Source organism: Streptomyces filamentosus, from assembly GCF_014654895.1.
Taxonomy (GTDB): domain Bacteria; phylum Actinomycetota; class Actinomycetes; order Streptomycetales; family Streptomycetaceae; genus Streptomyces; species Streptomyces filamentosus.
Genome location: NZ_BNBE01000002.1, coordinates 171,532 through 188,299 on the forward strand (window position 1 = coordinate 171,532; position 16,768 = coordinate 188,299).

At 65.9% G+C, this 16,768-nt stretch carries 12 protein-coding genes and 4 pseudogenes; 11 read left to right on the plus strand and 5 right to left on the minus strand.

Annotated elements, in window-relative coordinates:
- Window positions 1-232: 232 nt before the first annotated feature.
- A pseudogene (locus IE326_RS19775) lies at window positions 233-1,507 on the minus strand (IS701 family transposase); the annotation flags it as partial.
- 63 nt (window positions 1,508-1,570) lie between these two features.
- Between IE326_RS19775 and IE326_RS19780 the strand changes: the two are divergent.
- The 8 genes and pseudogenes from IE326_RS19780 to IE326_RS19815 all read left to right on the plus strand — a co-directional run bounded on the left by IE326_RS19780 (window position 1,571) and on the right by IE326_RS19815 (window position 7,070).
- Window positions 1,571-1,801 carry a recombinase gene (locus IE326_RS19780; RefSeq protein WP_190042432.1) on the plus strand — a complete coding sequence of 77 codons (231 nt, stop codon included), beginning with the start codon at window positions 1,571-1,573 and terminating at the stop codon, window positions 1,799-1,801.
- Between the two features lie 146 nt (window positions 1,802-1,947).
- Entirely contained in the window at window positions 1,948-2,247 is a 300-nt protein-coding gene (locus IE326_RS19785) for a hypothetical protein (RefSeq protein WP_190042433.1), read from the plus strand.
- 266 nt (window positions 2,248-2,513) lie between these two features.
- Window positions 2,514-3,074, plus strand: a complete 561-nt coding sequence (locus tag IE326_RS19790; RefSeq protein WP_190042434.1) for an SUKH-4 family immunity protein — start codon at window positions 2,514-2,516, stop codon at window positions 3,072-3,074.
- Between the two features lie 74 nt (window positions 3,075-3,148).
- Window positions 3,149-3,835, plus strand: a pseudogene (locus tag IE326_RS19795) (transposase); the annotation flags it as partial.
- A gap of 285 nt (window positions 3,836-4,120) precedes the next feature.
- On the plus strand, window positions 4,121-4,828 hold the full coding sequence (locus tag IE326_RS19800) for a hypothetical protein (protein ID WP_190042435.1): 708 nt from the start codon (window positions 4,121-4,123) through the stop codon (window positions 4,826-4,828).
- Between the two features lie 401 nt (window positions 4,829-5,229).
- Window positions 5,230-5,910 carry a Mu transposase domain-containing protein gene (locus tag IE326_RS19805; RefSeq protein ID WP_229915514.1) on the plus strand — a complete coding sequence of 227 codons (681 nt, stop codon included), beginning with the start codon at window positions 5,230-5,232 and terminating at the stop codon, window positions 5,908-5,910.
- 5 nt (window positions 5,911-5,915) lie between these two features.
- Window positions 5,916-6,671, plus strand: a pseudogene (gene istB / locus IE326_RS19810) (IS21-like element helper ATPase IstB).
- 36 nt (window positions 6,672-6,707) lie between these two features.
- On the plus strand, window positions 6,708-7,070 hold the full coding sequence (locus tag IE326_RS19815) for a hypothetical protein (protein ID WP_190042436.1): 363 nt from the start codon (window positions 6,708-6,710) through the stop codon (window positions 7,068-7,070).
- An 80-nt stretch (window positions 7,071-7,150) separates the two neighbouring features.
- Here IE326_RS19815 and IE326_RS19820 read toward each other — a convergent pair whose 3' ends face one another.
- From IE326_RS19820 to IE326_RS19830, 3 genes are read right to left on the minus strand one after another with little or no spacing between them, the layout of a single operon-like run.
- Complete coding sequence (locus tag IE326_RS19820; RefSeq protein WP_229915515.1) at window positions 7,151-8,449, minus strand: FAD-dependent oxidoreductase; 1,299 nt, start codon at window positions 8,447-8,449, stop codon at window positions 7,151-7,153.
- Between the two features lie 48 nt (window positions 8,450-8,497).
- A complete protein-coding gene (locus tag IE326_RS19825) occupies window positions 8,498-9,778 on the minus strand; it encodes an MAB_1171c family putative transporter (RefSeq protein ID WP_190042437.1) in 1,281 nt (426 codons plus the stop codon).
- Complete coding sequence (locus IE326_RS19830) at window positions 9,771-10,223, minus strand: hypothetical protein (RefSeq protein ID WP_190042438.1); 453 nt, start codon at window positions 10,221-10,223, stop codon at window positions 9,771-9,773. The genes IE326_RS19825 and IE326_RS19830 overlap by 8 nt, the downstream gene beginning before the upstream one ends.
- A 3,021-nt stretch (window positions 10,224-13,244) precedes the next feature.
- Between IE326_RS19830 and IE326_RS19835 the strand changes: the two genes are divergently transcribed.
- Complete coding sequence (locus IE326_RS19835; protein ID WP_190042439.1) at window positions 13,245-14,186, plus strand: squalene/phytoene synthase family protein; 942 nt, start codon at window positions 13,245-13,247, stop codon at window positions 14,184-14,186.
- Between the two features lie 384 nt (window positions 14,187-14,570).
- Window positions 14,571-14,969 carry a hypothetical protein gene (locus tag IE326_RS19840; protein ID WP_190042440.1) on the plus strand — a complete coding sequence of 133 codons (399 nt, stop codon included), beginning with the start codon at window positions 14,571-14,573 and terminating at the stop codon, window positions 14,967-14,969.
- Here IE326_RS19840 and IE326_RS19845 read toward each other — a convergent pair.
- Window positions 14,940-15,767, minus strand: a pseudogene (locus tag IE326_RS19845) (IS5 family transposase). The gene IE326_RS19840 and the pseudogene IE326_RS19845 sit on opposite strands and share 30 nt — an antisense overlap.
- 364 nt (window positions 15,768-16,131) lie before the next feature.
- On the opposite strand from IE326_RS19845, the gene IE326_RS19850 reads away from it, so the two are divergent.
- On the plus strand, window positions 16,132-16,662 hold the full coding sequence (locus tag IE326_RS19850) for an AMIN-like domain-containing (lipo)protein (protein ID WP_190042441.1): 531 nt from the start codon (window positions 16,132-16,134) through the stop codon (window positions 16,660-16,662).
- The last annotated feature ends 106 nt before the right edge of the window (window positions 16,663-16,768 follow it).

Genomic DNA, 16,768 nt, shown 5'->3' on the forward strand with positions numbered 1-16,768 from the left:
GAACACTCGTGGAGACACCAAGCCGGTCACCTGGTTCCCTGGCGCTCTGATCGAGTGGGACATCCCGGGCGAGAGCCGCCTCGGTTCCGTCACCACCGAGGCCCCAGCGCCCCCTGCACGGCAGCCCTGGTAGGGCCGGATCCTCTAGTAGTGCTTCGTTAGGTTCTTCGTCTGGTTCTGTTGCGGGGGAGGGGTTGGCCGCAGGTGGTGCAGGTGCCGGTCCAGCACTGCAGCAGGTCGTGGAGGGTGTCGAGGACCTGGTAGAGGGCCAGGCCGGCGTGTGGGCTTTTGGGGCGAGCCGCCGCAGGGTGAGGAAGGCCTGGGCGGCGGTGACGAGGGTGACGTGGTGGTGCCAGCCGCGCCAGGTGCGGCCCTCGAAGTGGTCCAATCCGAGGCCGTGCTTGAGCTCGCGGTAGTCGTGTTCGATCCGCCAGCGCATCTTCGCCCAGCGGACCAGGTCGATGATCGGGGTGGTGGCGGGCAGGTTCGAGATCCAGTAGCCCGTCGGGGTCTCATGGCCGTGCGGCCACTCGACCAACAGGGTCCGGGCGGGCAGGACACCGTCCCACCGAGTGCGGCCGCCGCCCGCCTGTTGGGCCGCGGCCAGGGACTGCTTGCCCGCCGGCCGGACGGTCAGGACGGTGAACCGCGAGGTCATCGGGCCTTTGCTGCCCTGCCGCCAGGTGACCTCGGTGAACTGTCCCGCACCGGTTTCCTCCGCGAGAACACTGACGGCTCGGGGCGGGGTGCGGTAGCGGGGCAGGGCCGGCGGTCCGAGCCCGCTGTAGGCGGGCCGGTGCGGCCGGGCCTGTTCGGCATGAGCGACTTCCTTGCCGGTCAGCGCGAGGACATAGAACAGTCCGCACTCCTCCAGACCGGTCCGGAACGGGGTGCTGACGCCGTAGCCCGCGTCGGCGACCACCACCGGCACCTCCACCTCCCAGCCGGCGAGCGTGTCGAGCATGCCGAGCGCCAGGCGCCACTTCTCCTGGTGGGCCATGGCTTCGTCCGGCACCCCGGCCCTGTGGCAGCGGTCCGGCTCCTCCGTCCACTCCCGCGGCAGATACAGCTGCCAGTCCAGCGGGCAGGACGCGGTGTCGGTGGCGGCGTGGACACTGACCGCGACCTGGCAGTTCGCCCGTTTCCCTAGCGCTCCGCAGTACTGCCGGGCCACCCCGACCGAAGCGGTGCCGTACTTGGGGAACGACACATCGTCGATCACCCACACCTCCGGGCGGATCGCCCGGCTCAGCCGTTCGGCGATCCGGCGCCGCACCGGCAGCGGATCCCACGGCGACTGGTTCACGAACTGCTGCAGGGCCTGCATGTTGCCGTCCGGCAGCCGCTCGGCCATCGGCTGGACCGACTTGCGCCGCCCGTCCAGCATCAGGCCCCGCAGGTAACACCCGCCCCACCGCCGCTGATCCCGCCGCGGCAACGAGGCGAACACATCGGCAACGAACTCCGATACCTCACCCCGGAGCCGTTCCACCTCCCCCAACCTCATGACCGGAAGATGCCCATCACCAGGAAAGATCACCCAACGTAACGAAGCACTACTAGATGCCCGATGCTCTCAGTCAACCCGACGATGCTGCCTCGGCTGGACGAGCTGGAGGGCGATCTGGTCACCCGCCGCCAGCACGCGATCGCCCAGGGCTGGAAGGGCGAGGTCGAAGGCATCGAGCTGACCTTGACCTTCCTCCACTCCAAGCGGGCGCAGGTCCACAGGTCGCAGCAGCTGCCCCTGGTGAACTTGGGCATCCCCTCCTTCCCGCACAGCCGACCCACAACCGAATGATCAGCAGCGTGGACCAGAAGCGCGCTGTCTCCACAGAGAGGACTACGAACACGAGATCCAAGCAGTCCGACAGCCACCTCTAGAACATTCCCACTCGTCTCAGGTCGCGGCACGCTAGAGTGCCCGTCGCACCGCGGGAGGGGAACATGACGGAGCAGAGTTGGCAGCTCAGACAAGGTGAGCGACTGGTAGGAACATTGACCCTTGAAAGCGGCGATATGTTCTGGTCTGACTGTCGATTTAAACCAGGTCCGGCGTGGGAAGAGCTTGCTCCCCTCTTCGCCGCGTCCCGTGATGCCTGGCGCCGCGGTGACGAGGATGCTGCCTTGGCCGCAGACGAGACGATCTACGCCCAAGACCTGGCCCTCGTTCCGGAGGGCAGCGGAGCCCCGATCACGGAGTTCCTGATTCAAATCGAGGGGGAAGTCGCCCGATTCCGGCACTGATTCGACGTGCCACGCTCGCTCGGATGTCTAGCGCCCGCGTTGGTGCAGAGAAGGTCCAGTTCCATCAGCACGGAACCGGGCCCGGAGAGTTCGGCGGTGACCTCGCCCTTGTCGTTGACCCGGGCGGCGGTGCAGTGGTCGACGTAGCCGCGCTTGCCGAAGAGGTCGGCGAGTTTCGGTAAGGGCTGTCCCGCAAGTGCGGCCGTGCCGTGACTGAGGCCGGGTCGATAGGGTCAGGACCCCAGCCGACGGAAGAGGATCGTTCGATGACGACGTACGACCAGCTGACCGAGTGGGCCGGTCTGGGGCATGTCACGCGAGCCGGACAGAACGTTGTGGCCGGCTGGCGGATCCCGGGCTTCATGAAGGCACAGCTCGTTGAGGTGGGCATCCCGCTGGCTCCGCGCCTCATCGAACGAGTCGTGATGCAGAGCGAGGCTGAGCCGGTTCTGCTCACGTCTCGCGGTCCGCTCTACCGTCTTACCGAGCAGACGGACCCCGATGATCAGGCCGAGCGGTCATCGTTCGGCGTCGAGCCGGAGACCGGGGCGGTCTACTTCGTCATGCCGGATGGGGAGGCATGGTTCGCCAACTCGGGTGTCGGCGTGTGGCTCGACGTCCTGCACCACTACGGCAGTCGGGTCACAGCTTCAGAGCTTCTCAGCGAGCCGGACGGGCCCGAGGAGTACCTCTCTGATGAGGAGGAAGAACGGGCTTTCGCTGAGCTGAACCGGCTGGCCGAGGAGCTGAAGGAGATCGACCCGACGGCCTTCAACGGCTGCGAGGGGTTGCTTTGGCCCGGGCTCCTGGACCGCTGGCTCTACTGACCTCGGCCGGTAGACCCAGGATCCGTAGGTCTGGACCGTGCAGGAACCAGGCCCACTACTGGGATGATCTTCATGTGGGGGCTGTGATCACGGCGTCGGAGCCGTCATGGATAGCGCCGTACTCCGGGTTGAGTCCGAAGCAGTTCGGGAAACTGATCACCATGCTGCGGCGCGGAGGTCCGCACCTGGTCTGCCGTGGCCGACCGTGGAGTCTGCCACTGGAAGATCGGGTTCTGCTGGTAGCCGCGTATTGGCGGACGAACTTGACCTTGCGGCAGCTCGCTCCCTTGTTCGGGATCTCGAAGTCGGCCACGGGCCGAATCGTGAGCCAGCTCGGGCCCTTGCTCGCGCTGCGGCCGCGGAGCCGCTTCCGCAGAGACACGGTGCTGATTGTGGACGGCACCCTGGTGCCGACACGAGACCACAGCGTGGCCGAGCAGTCCAAGAACTACCGCTACTCAACCAACCACCAGGTCGTCATCGACGCCGACTCACGCCTTGTCGTTTCCGTCGGCCGGCCCGTGCCCGGCAACCGCAACGACTGCAAGGCATGGGAACTCTCCGGAGCCAAGAACTCGGTCGGCAACGCTACCGTGATCACCGACGGCGGCTACCGCGGCACCGGCCTGATCATTCCGCACCGCCGAGACCCCGGCCAGGCCGAGCTACCGGCTTGGAAGGAAGCCCACAACACCTCCCACCGCAAAGTCCGCGCCCGAGTCGAGCACACCTTCGCCCGCATGAAGACCTGGAAGATCCTCAGTGGAGGAGACGATCTGTAGCTTCGTGGTAGATGCCCTACCTGACCCCTTCATGACTCGCCGGCACCACCTAATGTGAGGCGGAGCCGTCCGATGGACAGACCCTCGACCGCACCGACGGACTGCGGCACCTCGGCTGGCACGGGCCGAGGACCTCATCCGTGCCGCACGCAGTGGTGTCAGTAGCCTGGCTTGTGGCTGATCGGTGCGGGTGCCCGTGACGCGGGCCGTCGCGGGCGGATAACCTACAAGCACTGTTCCTGCTCAACTCATGGAGACCGCCGCATGGAAGCCGTTGACGCGCCGCCGGGGGGCGAACTCGCGGCATTAATAACGGCGATCAACGAGCTGCTGCCTCTAGTAGGCATGACGCACGGCGACCTGGAGCTCGAGGCGGTCAGCTTTGATACGGGAATTGCCGAGGAGTTGATCCTCGCGTTGCTCCGTGGTGAGCAGGTCCCGGACAACCAGTTGAACCTCAGCTTCACCGATCGTCTGGCCTTCCTACGTGAGACCCGGTCGGCCCCCGACGGCAAGCCGTACAGCTACGCGTACATCGCAGGCAAGATCGGTGTCTCCCGAGGGATGGTCTGGGCTCTCTTCACTGGCGAGAGGGAGGCCGGCAGGACGGTGGCCGCGTCGCTGGAAGAATTCTTCGGTGCCGATCCCGGTTTTCTGAGCACCAGCGGCCGCAGGGCGCTCGCACGCGCCCTACGGCCCATCCACGCCAGCCTTCTCACGCTGAACGGACTTCGGGGTGAAGGCATCCGGCAGTTGGCCATGCGTAGCAGTATCGAAGGCGCTGACATCCGGCTTGCGGGCCCCTTGCAGAGGGCCTTGACTGAGGCATTCGTCCAGTCGCGAGACGAGCCGGACAACGCCCAGGACCAGGAACTCCGCGAGATCACGGACCATGTCCGTGCGTTGCCCCCGACACCTCGAAAGCGCCTCATCGATAAGATGCGCGGGCTGCTGGGCCATCCCCTCCCATAGCGCGCGGCCCAGAGAGGCCGGATTCTCTTTGCCAGTCAGCTCATGGGGTAGTGTCGACGTCCAAATTTTTCCCCAGGTTGGGCGGCTTGAGCGTCATGTGATTCCCCATTCGGAATTCTCCTACTGAGCCTCTTTCATCCTGGCCGCGGTTCTCTCTTACGACCCGAAGATCAACAAAGCCTGTGCGGAACTCGCCACTCACTACGACGCGCTGGTCGATCCGGTCCGGGCGGCGAAACCAAAGAACAGCCGCGGATCGAGCGGCCGATGCACTATGTCCGCGACCTGTTCTGGAGGGGACGATAGTTCACCTCGATCGAGCACATGCAGCCCGAGGCCGTGACCTGGAGCCAGCAGGTTGCCGGGCGACGTAAGTGCCGACCGCTGGGCGGGCCGCCCCGATGACCGTGTTCGATGCGTTGGAGGCGGCCGAACTGCTGTCTCTGCCGCCAACTCCGTTCGTGCTGGCCTACTGGTCGACGGCCACGATCGGGCCGGACATCCACATCAAGGTCGGCCGCACCCTCTACTCGGTGCCGTGGAAGCTGATCGGCCGCCGCATCGGTGTCCGTTCGACCGCCACGATGGTCCAGCTCTTCCACGACGGTTCCCTGGTCAAGACACATGCGGTCCTTGACCAGCGTAAACGCACCGACAAGAGCGACTATCCGCCGGAGAAGACCGCCTTTCAGATGCGGACGCCGGTCTGGTGTCGCAGCCAGGCGTCCGAGGTCGGCGACGCCTGCCGCGAGGTCATCGACCAACTGCTGGAGGTCAACGTCCTCTATTGGCTCCGCGCTGCCCAGGGGGTCCTCGGCCTGCGGAAGCAGTACAGCGACACGTGTCTGGAGGCTGTCTGCGCGAGGGCCATCTCGGTCGGAGACCCCTGCTACCGCACCATCAAGGGCATCCTCATCGCCAGCACCGAGACCAACCCCGAGCCCGAGACCAGCGGAGACGCCGGGGCCGCAGCCTTCCTCCACGGCCCCGCCCGGCTCTTCGTCACCGCCGCGACCCCCAACACGACGGACGACGACCACAACGACCAGGTCCACGACGAAGCCGAGGTGGAAACGCGCTGACCTTGATGGGCGCCGCCCTGCGGGAGTTACTCAAGGCCTTGCGACTGTCCGGTATGCTGGAAACTCTCGACGCCCGGCTCGTCCAGGCCCACGGCAGCGAACTCGGCCACCTCGACTTCCTCCAGGCCATCTGCCAGAACGAGATCACCCGCCGCGAGACCGCCGCCTTCCAACACCATCTGCAACGAGCCAAGTTCGAGCATCAGGTCACCTTGGAGTAGTTCGGCTTCACCGCCTCCTCGAAACTGCCTGCCGCCCAGATCCGTGACCTGGGCGCCCTGCGCTGGCTCCATGCCGGCGAGTCGGTCATCCTCTTCGGCCCCCTCGGCGTCAGCAAGACCCACATCGCCCACGCCCTCGGTCACCTTGCCGTCCGCCAGGGCGCCCACGGCCGTTTCGCCAAGGCCAGCCGCATCCTCGCTGACCTCGCCGGCGGCCACGCGGACCGCACCTGGGAGAAACGGATCCGCGAACTCGTCCGCCCCGACGTCCTCATCCTCGACGACTTCGCCATGCGCCAGCTGTCCGCGACCCAGGCCGACGACCTCTACGAACTCGTCTCCGAGCGGCGGGGACGCTCGCTGATCATCACCAGCAAGAGGGCGCCCAGCGACTGGTATCTCCTCTTCCCCAACCCCATCGTCTTCGAATCCCTCCCGGACCGACTCATCAACACCAGCCACTAGGTGATCATGAACCGCCCCAGCTACCGCCCCAACAAGCGACCCAGGTCTCCTGCTGCCAAACCGTCGACCAGCTAGGCCAGGCCGCTCACGGCATATGAGAAGGTCATCCGCATGGCCGAGTCCTGGATCTTCAGCGATGGCGCCGTCCCAGCGTCGCCTGCGGCGACGCTGGTGGTGCTTCGGGAGCAAATCGATGCCGGACAGCTGGAAACATGGCTGACCAGTTCGCATGGTCGTTTTCTGGCCGTCATCACGAACGCCGAGCGCGCGATGGTGATGCTGCTTGATGACGAGGGCGATCCCGGCGAGCATGCTGTCACACCGGAAGCTCCCGGCTGGAGCGAGGGCTTCATTCTGGCAAGGGGCCAGCGCGACGAGAGCACAGTGCCGTTGCCTGACCCACTGCGGATCGTCGACCACATCCTCGCAGCAGGCATCCCGCCGGGCGACACGACGTGGTCGGTCGACAGGTAGAAGACACAGCACTTGAGGAATTGCGCCATCGCCCACAGGCAGGAATACCCCGTGCCCGTTGAGCCGGTTCGTCCCCTTCTTCAGCGGCGGAGCAGGACGCGTGCGGCTCGCCCGAGGAGGCGCAGATCGGTGAGGGTAGTCGGCGGCTGTTGCATGTTCACCACCCCCATGTAGGCCGTGTTCACGACGGAGTCGAGCACGGATGCCTCGGTGAGCTTGTCGGCGACCCACTTCTGCACGCGGTAGCCACGGGGGTACGGCCCAGTCACGTGGGGTTGCGCGAGGTCGGCGGCCGTCGATAGCTGCCACGCGCCCGACACCACGGCTTCCGCAAGCCGGAAGTACCCCCACGCGGGGTCCCGCCACGGTGAACCGGACCGCAGATACGCAGCGAGCGCGTTTGCTTCCAGTGCCGCCAACGTCAGTCCCTGCCCATAGACTGGGTTGACGCTCGCCAGGGCGTCGCCCAGGACGACCAGACCGCCGGGGAACCGGCTCAGACGGGAGTGGACGCGGCGACGGCTCTCGAGAAAACGGTACGTCTTGACGTCACCGATCATCGCGCAGTCGTCGGCCACCGTCCGAAGCGGTGCCACGCAGCGCCGCATGCGCCTCAGGAACTCCTCCGGGTCCGGTCCGGGCCGGTAGTCGGCGTAGCCGGCCAGAACGACCGACCACCGGTCGCCCTCGACAGCGGTGAGGGCACCGGGTTCGGTCACCTCCGGGCTGTAATCGCTTGCGGGGCCCGGACTGGAGTGGGCGACGACCAGGCTGTCCAGTTCGTCCCCGCGGCGGAACATGGCGGTGGCGTATCCCAGGTCGATCCGCATCCGATCCACGGGCGCTTCGTCCCACCCGTGCCCCGTCAGCCACTCGACCAGTCGGCTGGATCGCCCCATCGCGTCGACGACGAGTTCGGCCTCCCATATCTCACCGTCCCCGGTGACGACGCCGCCGACCCGGGAACCGTCGAACACCAACCCCGTCACCTCAGCCTGAACAAGGCGGACGTTCGGGAGTCCGTCGACCCGCCGCCGCACGTGGCTCTCCAGAAACGGCCGCGTGGCGCCGAGCATCCGCGTTCCGGCGACCGGAGCCTTGAGACGCCCGTCCACGTAGAACCGTACGTCCCTGCCCTCACCCAGCCGGGCTCCGCCCTTGACCAGCTCATCGGTGATTCCCGGGAACCAGCGCTCCAACTGTGTGTGCCCCATTGACAACAGGGCATGAAGCTGCAGACGTTGGGGAACCCGCCTGCCCACCCCATCGGCGCCTATCTCGTCCGGCTCCACGACCATGACGTCCTCGACGTAGTCGCTCAGTACGCGGGCCGCAAAGAGGCCGGCATAACTCCCGCCCATCACGATGGCTCGCCTCACATCAACCCCCACCTGAGCCCACGACTGCCGAAACGATCCGCCCTGACACTACCGTGCCCTCTGGCGAGCCTGGCTCCGGTACAACCCCTGGTCTGGCTCCCGGACTTCTCGCAGTGCCGACGCGACGAGTGGGTGACGCAGACAAGCAGCGACCAGGAGGAGTCTGCCCCGCTCCTCGGAGGCGGCGGTGCCGTGGCCTGGCAGGGGACCAGTGGGATTCTGCGGCGGAATGGGGCGTATCTGCCCGGTGCTCTCAGCCTGCCGTCGCGTCTCCGTCAACCGCTCCGCCGCGTCGCGCAGCACAGCCGCCGTCACGATGGCCTCTCGTTCCATCGGGAAGAGCTGGTCCGCTTCCGCTTCCACGTAGGCTCGGATGGCTTCAGTCGCCTCCGCCGAGGTCCAGATCCTGAGCACCCGCATGCCGTCCAGAATCTCGATCACCCGGCGATGCAGAGTGAACCGCACGTTGGCGAGACGAAGGCCGCTCCCACGGGGGTGCAGGGCCAGCCTGCCGTCCACCTCCATCACACAGAGCTGCCACAAGGGCTGGAGTGTTTTGATGTCACGACGCTCCCGCAGCCACGCGCTGATCGCCGCGCCACACATTCCATAGCTCGTGATGCAGGCTGCCACGGTGCCGAACAGCGACCCCAGGACACCGATGTCGTCGAGCGCGTGGTTGCCGAAGCTCGCAAGGAGGACCGCCGGAGCATTGCACAGCACGTACCCGAAGCAAACAACCATCGAGAGGCTGAAGCACCGCACCGCGTGGCGGAGGTGTGGCTCTCGCGGACGTGTACGACGGGCGAGCCGCCCGGTGCTGAGGGTCGCACAGGAGAGGGTGACCAGGAAGAGCACGAGGAAGATCTGGACGAACGGCTGACCCTCAGCGAAGTCGGTGTTGAAGCGTACGGGGTCGGCGGGGTAACCCGCCAGGTCCGCCGCGCAGAACGTGACCGTCATGGCCGTGATCACGAGCCCGTAGACTCCGGCCCACGTGGTTGCTCGCCGGTTTACGCGTGCACGTTCCTCGGGTGTGGTGGTGACCGTCCAGAGGGTGGTGAGTACGTGCGTGATCCCGTAACAGACGACGATCCCGATGTACACGGGGAGAGTCGCGGCGCTGGGGCGCCCCGTGATCTCACCAAGGCGGCGATATCCAGCAGGGCTGGCGGTGATGTACACCAACACCGAGATGAAGAAGCTGAGAGTGATCAAAGCCAGTGTCACCGACCGCTCACGGACCAGCGCGAGGCCCTTCCAGCACGCGATGAGCAGATTGATGAGTGCCACGAGGAAGTAGATGAAGTTGGTCGTCGTCTCAGACACCTGCGCTCCTGTGGGACATGGTCGATGCGACGGAGCCATCACTACTCCATCCACCCGACAGCCGGAGACGCTGCAACATGATCGTGGCGAAGGTCTCTGCGCCCCGCTCGACCGTCTTGCTGTAGTGGGAGCGGGCGAGGATTCTCAGTACGGCCTCTGGTCTGAGCCCCGGGAGGAGAAGACGGACCGTCTCTTCATCCATCTTGAGGTCGTGGTCTCCGTCCTCGGCGGGGTGCTCCTCCCAGAGGTGGTAGAGCTCGTGCAGGGTCGCGTGAGTCTGCATCAGCTCACCAGCGCTGGAGTCGACGACGACGATGTCGAATTCCATGCCTTGTACACAGAAGGCACTCACCTCTGGTGGTAACGGGATGCGGCGCACGACGATCCGCCGACCCCGTTTCTCCTCAATGAAGCTGACCACACCGGCGAGGTCGCTGGCCCCCATGAGGCCCAGGTCGCGGTTGATCAGACGCCGCGCGTGTCGCGCCGCTGACCACAAGCGGCTCTGTTCGCCCAGGGTTCTCCACCATGCAGATCTTCGACGCTCGGGTAAGCCTGAGCGTCGAAGGTCATCCTGCGGCATCCCGGGTCTCTCCTGTTGGTCACAACGATGTCGAAGGGCAAGTCCCCATGGCCCGACGCCTGAAGCCATACCAAGGGAGGCGCGGGGAATTGGCTGTCGCCAAGGGGGTGGAGCGGATCAGATCCGGTCAGGCTTCTGCGGCGACTACAGGGAAGCAACCCCTCAGTCAGGCGCGGCCGCTACAGCACGCCAGCAGCTCGACTCGGTCTGTGCAGCTCCCGATGTGCCGACGGTGACGACGGCCGGCAGGGCCGCACCGGAAAGACCGCCGAGAACCCTCTTCGCGGTTCTCATGAGATGGCCACCTCCAGTGGGAGTCGTTCAAGTGTTCTGGTAAGGCATCGCACACTGGTACGGCGCTCGGTGCGTGCGCCCGCCATAACTTACTCACAGTTGGGCTTTCGTATCAGCTGGAGCTGTACAAGTTTTCGAGGTTGCCGCCGGGCGCAGTGTCGTCTTCGCGGAGCTCATGACCAGCGAGCAGACATACGGCCAAGAACGGACATGCCGCTGCGATCTGTCAGCAATCGGCCAAGCTGACCTGGCCCCCGCCCCAGGATTGCCACTCTGACGCCACTGCCGGCACTCCTGCCGTCGCCAATCCGGTCGAGATGGCCGAACGACGACGCGTAAACAGCCGTGCGGCTCCAGTAGGGTGTCGACAATAGTGAACATGCTGTGGGGGAGGGGCTTGTTCTCCTCCGCAGCAACTGCGATCACAGGCCGAGACCTCCGATGTCTCGGTTTGTGATCACACCGCTATGGGCCACCGATCGCCAAGTCCGACGTTCACAACCGGAGTTCGATGACCGCATGACCTAACGACGGGCTACCCCCTTGAAGCCCGCAACGGCGAGCGCCCTCGGTGTGTCCAGCACCTAGGTTCGCCCGCCGTATCCCTGCCACCACCTGTCGAGTGTCCAGCTCGCCAGGTGAAGAACCCGGTCTTCACACCGGGCGTCACGTCCCTACCAGGGGCGTTTTTCTTGGTTCCCGAAGAACCTGGCCTCGTCGAAACAAGGCCATCGCATGCCCGAGAGGAGGGCGTGCTCTGCTCATGATGCAGCATGCCCGCGCGCCGGTCCAAGTAACGGCCATTCCAGCGCGCACACATACTCATCACCAGGACGGGTGGAACAGACGCTTCACCCTGGTGCTTGACCCCGCTGACCAGGAAGTGGATACGACCGATTCCCGCCGTACCCGCAGAGGCGACTTTCTGCGCGCCGCGGTCTGGGCAGTCGCCTCCCGCCTGCACCCGAAGGCCAGTGAGACGACTCTGAGGGTGGCTAGAGATCTCGCAACTCGCTTGAACGCCGACGGACACGTTGCCTATTGCCGTGACGCCATGTTCCGACGTCTCGGCATCAGCCGCCGGACCCTGGAGCGGCATGTCGCCATACTGCGCCAGCTCGGTCTACTGGCCTGGCGCGTTCACGGAAGCCGCACCAACACGCGCCCTGCCGGCACCGGTGAGTGGGCGGGCACCGCCACCATCTATGCCGCCGTCGTCCCCCCGGCATGGGACGAGGCCGTCGGCCACCGTGTCAGCGGTCATGGCTACCAGGCGCGACACATCGGCTTCACCGACCGCGGCCGTGACCTGGCGATCGCCGAAGCCCGCACGCGTGCGAGTCGCAACGGGCGCTGTGACACCCCTTCCTGTAAGACCAACCACCCACGAGGTAGAGCTAAAGGAGGGGGGAAGAAAAACAACACCAGCGCTCTGTCGAGGGCTCGCTCGCACCCCCGACGCCCGAGGAGGAAACCCGAAAGCCTTCGTTCCGATCCGATCCAGGCCGCTCAAGCCGTATCGGTAGCCGCCTTCGTCCGCGCCCGAGTGCCCTGGACCCAGGGGGAGGGTCTCCGTCGGCTGGCTTTCGCCCTGAGGCCGTGGATCCGCACCGGCCGCTCCGCTGCTGAGATCGCCGTCGAACTAGCCAGCTGGTACGTCCCCCGACGGCCTCGCTCCGCCGTCGGCCTGGTCCTGGCTCGCGGGCGCAGACTCACCGATCAGGCGCCGTCGCTCCTTGTCACGCAGACCTCGGAGAAACCCCATATGGGTGTACCTCCCAACCAAGCCTTTCTGGGGGCCCTGAACCACCTGCGCCTCAACACGCCCCTGCCCGTCGAACCGGAACCGGATATACCGGCCTTCGTCATCCGTGACCGAATCCTCGCGTCGATCACACAGGCCAGTAGAGCCTGGCGCGCACGCGGCGCAGAGAACTGCCAGACCTACGCCGAGTGGGAGGCCGTCTGTGAGGCACGGGAGCGTGCCTTATGGTGACCTACTGACCTTCGCAGGCTGACTAGCCGCAGACTGGCCCACCATCGACACCACCGAGCCGACTCTGGACTGCTCATAGACCTTCCAGACAACACCTGCGGAACGTGGAGCGTGGCATTCAGCCGCAGATTCACGAGGCTGGGTGGCGTGGCCTGCGGCTGCGTGATCAGCCCGTTGTACAGACCCATCATGCGGACCCCCGATAGCAAGGGGGAGCAGCTGACGTCTCGATCATGTGCTGGACGAACTGGGGATCATCCTCGCGCACGTGGGGGAGCAGTGCTCCTGACTAGCAGTGAGCTTCTTCAGAACGGCCACGATCGGGTGACGGCCACATCCGTCGGAGCTGGGTGCTGCCGCCGCTCAGCGGCCAGGTCAACCAGGAGGAGGCGTTCACCCTCTGGAGTGGCCGCTGAAGAGGCTCAGTTCTACCTGCCGCCGGGTGGCAGAGGGCGAAAGGCGGGCGTCTGCGATCCTCCGCCCTGCCTACCCCGCTTGAGCCCGGGGGCGAAACCGCAGTTCCCCGACGGCTGGGGCACCTCCGCGCCAGAGGCCGTAGGCTCAAAGCCGACGACGACAGGAGACTGACCGGCATGTGGAAGCGGGCCCTTAACCGGGCCGGGGTGCGACAACCGCGGCTGCGACGGGACTACACCGAACAACGACGGGTGGTCCAGAGGTTCGCGACGGCCGAATACGCGGCAGCGCGGCTCCTTCTCCCTGCCGCGATCCTGCCGCACGTCGTGGCCGCCGTCGCGTTCATGCACGACACCGACGACCGGATCGACCGGGGCACGCCGGACGATCGGGCTGCCGCGCTCGCCGAGTGGGACAGCCTTGTACGCAAAGCCCTCGCCGAAGGTGACTCCCCCCTGCCCGTCCTTCGCTGCTTGGCACACACCGCCGAGTACCACCCCGATCTGCGCACCCACGTGAACGAGTTCCTGCAGGGCTGCCAGCGGGAGGTCGCCTGGCGAACTATCGCCAACGACACAGAACTACAGCAGTACGTACGGGATTACTCGCTTCCCGCGCTGATGCTCACGGCCTGCCTCCTCTCGCCTGAGGATGCGACCACCCGGACGGCGTTCACCGAAGGCTGCCACCTGCTCATCCGCGCCATGCAACGCATCGACTTCCTTGAGGACCTGGCCGAAGACGTACGCGCCGGCCGCCACGGCGTCCCCGCTGACGCGGTGACCCGCCACGGAGCCGACCTCACCCGGCCGGGCCCTGCACTCGGCCGACTCGTCGAAGAACAAGCCGGCCGCGCCGCCGCCGATCTCACAGCCGCCATCCCCCTCCCGACCCTCGTAGCCCCCGCACACCGCCCCTTCATCCGCGCCCTCATCGGCGTCCAACGCCTCCGCCTCAAGGCCGTACGCCACGCCGGTACCTCCCTGGCCATCTCCCCCTCAGGCCCCTCCGCACCGGCCGCCGCCCTACTACTACTCAAGGAGACCACGAGGCGGAACCTTTCCTTCCTCATGCTGAGGCGTGACGAGGGACGAGGACGGCCCGGACGATCGTGGTGATGCTGCGAACCCCCCCACTGGGCGGTGAGGGCGGCACGGGCCGCTGCTCACACTTTCGATCCCCACGACGTCCCGGGGCCCGTTCCAGATTTCTGAAACGGGCCCCAGGGGGGATGCGCTTGGGACTGCTCGTAGTACGCGTTGGGAGAATGCTCCCTGCACGCACTTTTCCCGGCACCGACCAAGAACGGGTCGCCACGGCCCACCGGGCACCGGTTCGCCGACTGCACCCACACACCGCCTGTTCCAGGAGTCGAGCGAGGTGGCTACGGGCTGCTGCTCAGGGCAACCCTCGCGACGGCATGGGTGCCTAAAAACTTCTAACGGAATGACTTTCTGGGGGTCGGCTGGCCGGCGTGGGGTGTTGTTGGGCAGCATGGGGCGATGGACTTCGATCAGCCGTTGCCTCGCGAGGTGAAGGTCATCGATTCGGCCTCGTTGTTCGGGCTGGAGGAGCGTGCGTGTGCCCTCAACCTGAACCAGCGGTTGGACCCGGCGTGGGTGCAAGCGAATGCGGCGCCCGACGGAACCCACTACCTGTGGCCGGCCCTGTGGAACAGCCTGTCCCACCGCCCGGACGTTCCGCGCCAGCTGCGGTGTGAGCTCTTGATCAGTCTGCGTGCGGGAGACCGCGTGGTGAGCCTGTTGGACGTGCTTCCCGACGACTTCGCCCCGCTGCCGAGAGTGACCTCGCGCGAAGAAGGCATGCAGGTCAGCCAGCTGCTTGACTGTGCCCCTTCGGTCAGAGAATGGCTACTGCGTGAGGGCTCGGACCTGCTGTGACAGGCGTCGCCAGGAGATGAGTGCGCATCCGAGCGTGAGAAAGGCTTCGTGGATGTTGTCGCAGATCTCCCAGCGGATCCGCAGGCGACGGAACCAGTGCAGGTGGGCGAGCGCGCGCTCCACGAACCAGCGTTGAGTACCGAGCCCGGAGCCGTGTTCGGTGCCCCGGCGGGCGATCAGCGGTTTCACACCGAAGCCCCATACGAGCCATCGGTACTTGTCGTGAACGTAGCCGCGATCACCGAGCACCGCGTCCGGTCGGCGCCGGGACCTGCCGCACTTGCCCCGCATGGGCGGCGCAGCCTGGAGCAGTGGGATTCAGCTGGGTGACGTCGTTGCGGTTGCCGCCGGTCAGGGTGACGGCGAGCGGGATGCCGGCGGCATCTGTGATCAGGTGATGCTTGCTGCACACCCTGCCCCGGCCGACAGGGCTTCGTCCCGTCTTGGCTCCCCCTTTAACGCCCGGATGCGGGAGCCGCCGACCGCCGCCAGGGAGAAGTCCAGGGCGTTCGCGCTGCGGAGCCTGGCGAGGAGGAACTCGTGCAGCCGGAGCCATACGCCGGCCTCGGTCCAATCAGCCAGGCGCCGCCAGCACGTCATGCCCGAACCGAAGCCGAGCTCCTGCGGAAGTTCCCAGGCCATCCCGGTATGCAGGGCGAACAGGATGCCGTGGAACACCAGCCGGTCCGGATGCCGCTTGCGCCCCGGATGCCGGCCCCGACGCTCAACCCTGGACAACAGAGGCTCGATCACCGCCCACAACTCGTCATCAAATTCCCACGGCTTCCGCCGAGCCACCCCACACCCCCCGGTCAACGCTCCCAGGGTGATCCCACCACCTCGAAGATCATTTCATTAGGGGTTCTGAGCAACGACAACAGGCACTCCCGGAAGGAGGCCGAACCCCCAGCTACCAGGCGGAATGCCTTTGCGCGCGGGTGACCGGAAGATCACCCAGCCAAGATCTCTGCTCGGCTCACAAGCTTCAAGAGGAGTGGGGATGCGGCTTCTGGCGTGATTGGAGCAAGAAAGCCGGGCTCTGTGAAGTGGCCAAATAACGTCATGGGGGTGGTGAGACGTGACGTACTAGCCGCCTTGTTTGGCTCGCATGTCAGGGACCTGACATACTCTGTGACTTTCCATCTCGGAAGGACAAGACATCATGCACGCTACGCGAAGTGCTCTCGCACGCTTAGTCATTCCGGCTGCCGTAGCCGTCCTCGCGACGCTCGGCGCCGTTCCCACGACCGCGGCTGCGGTATCTCAGAATGCCGCGGAGGTCTGTGAAGACATCTGTGTCGACGGGGTCCGCGCTGCAGCCCATAGCGGCTACGACCGTGTGGTGTTCGACCTGGGGGCCGGCCCTCTGCCCGCCGTCGAGGCCACCTACGGCGCATCTCCCTGGTACATGACCCCTGGAGGAGAACCGAAGGAGATACTCACCCGCGGTTCCTCGTATCTCTTCCTGAGCTTTAAGAAAACCGAAGCCGGGGACTTCTCTCAGACGAACCCTCACGTGGAGTCGTTCAACCTGCCGACGGCCAAGGCGACCCAACTCCTGTTTACTACCGGTTCCATTCTCGGGTTCTCCCCAGCGACCGACTTCGGGATCACACTTGACGGCCCCGTCTCGCGTTACAACGTCTTCACGCTGACCCAGCCCAATCGAGTCGTCGTCGACATCTACCGGTAGTCCCTTTCCGTCGTATCACTCAAGGAGAGTGTTATGCACAGAAGAAGATGGGGACGGGTAGGGGGCGCGCTGGCGCTTCTCTGTCTCTCCCAGACGCTCGCGGCGC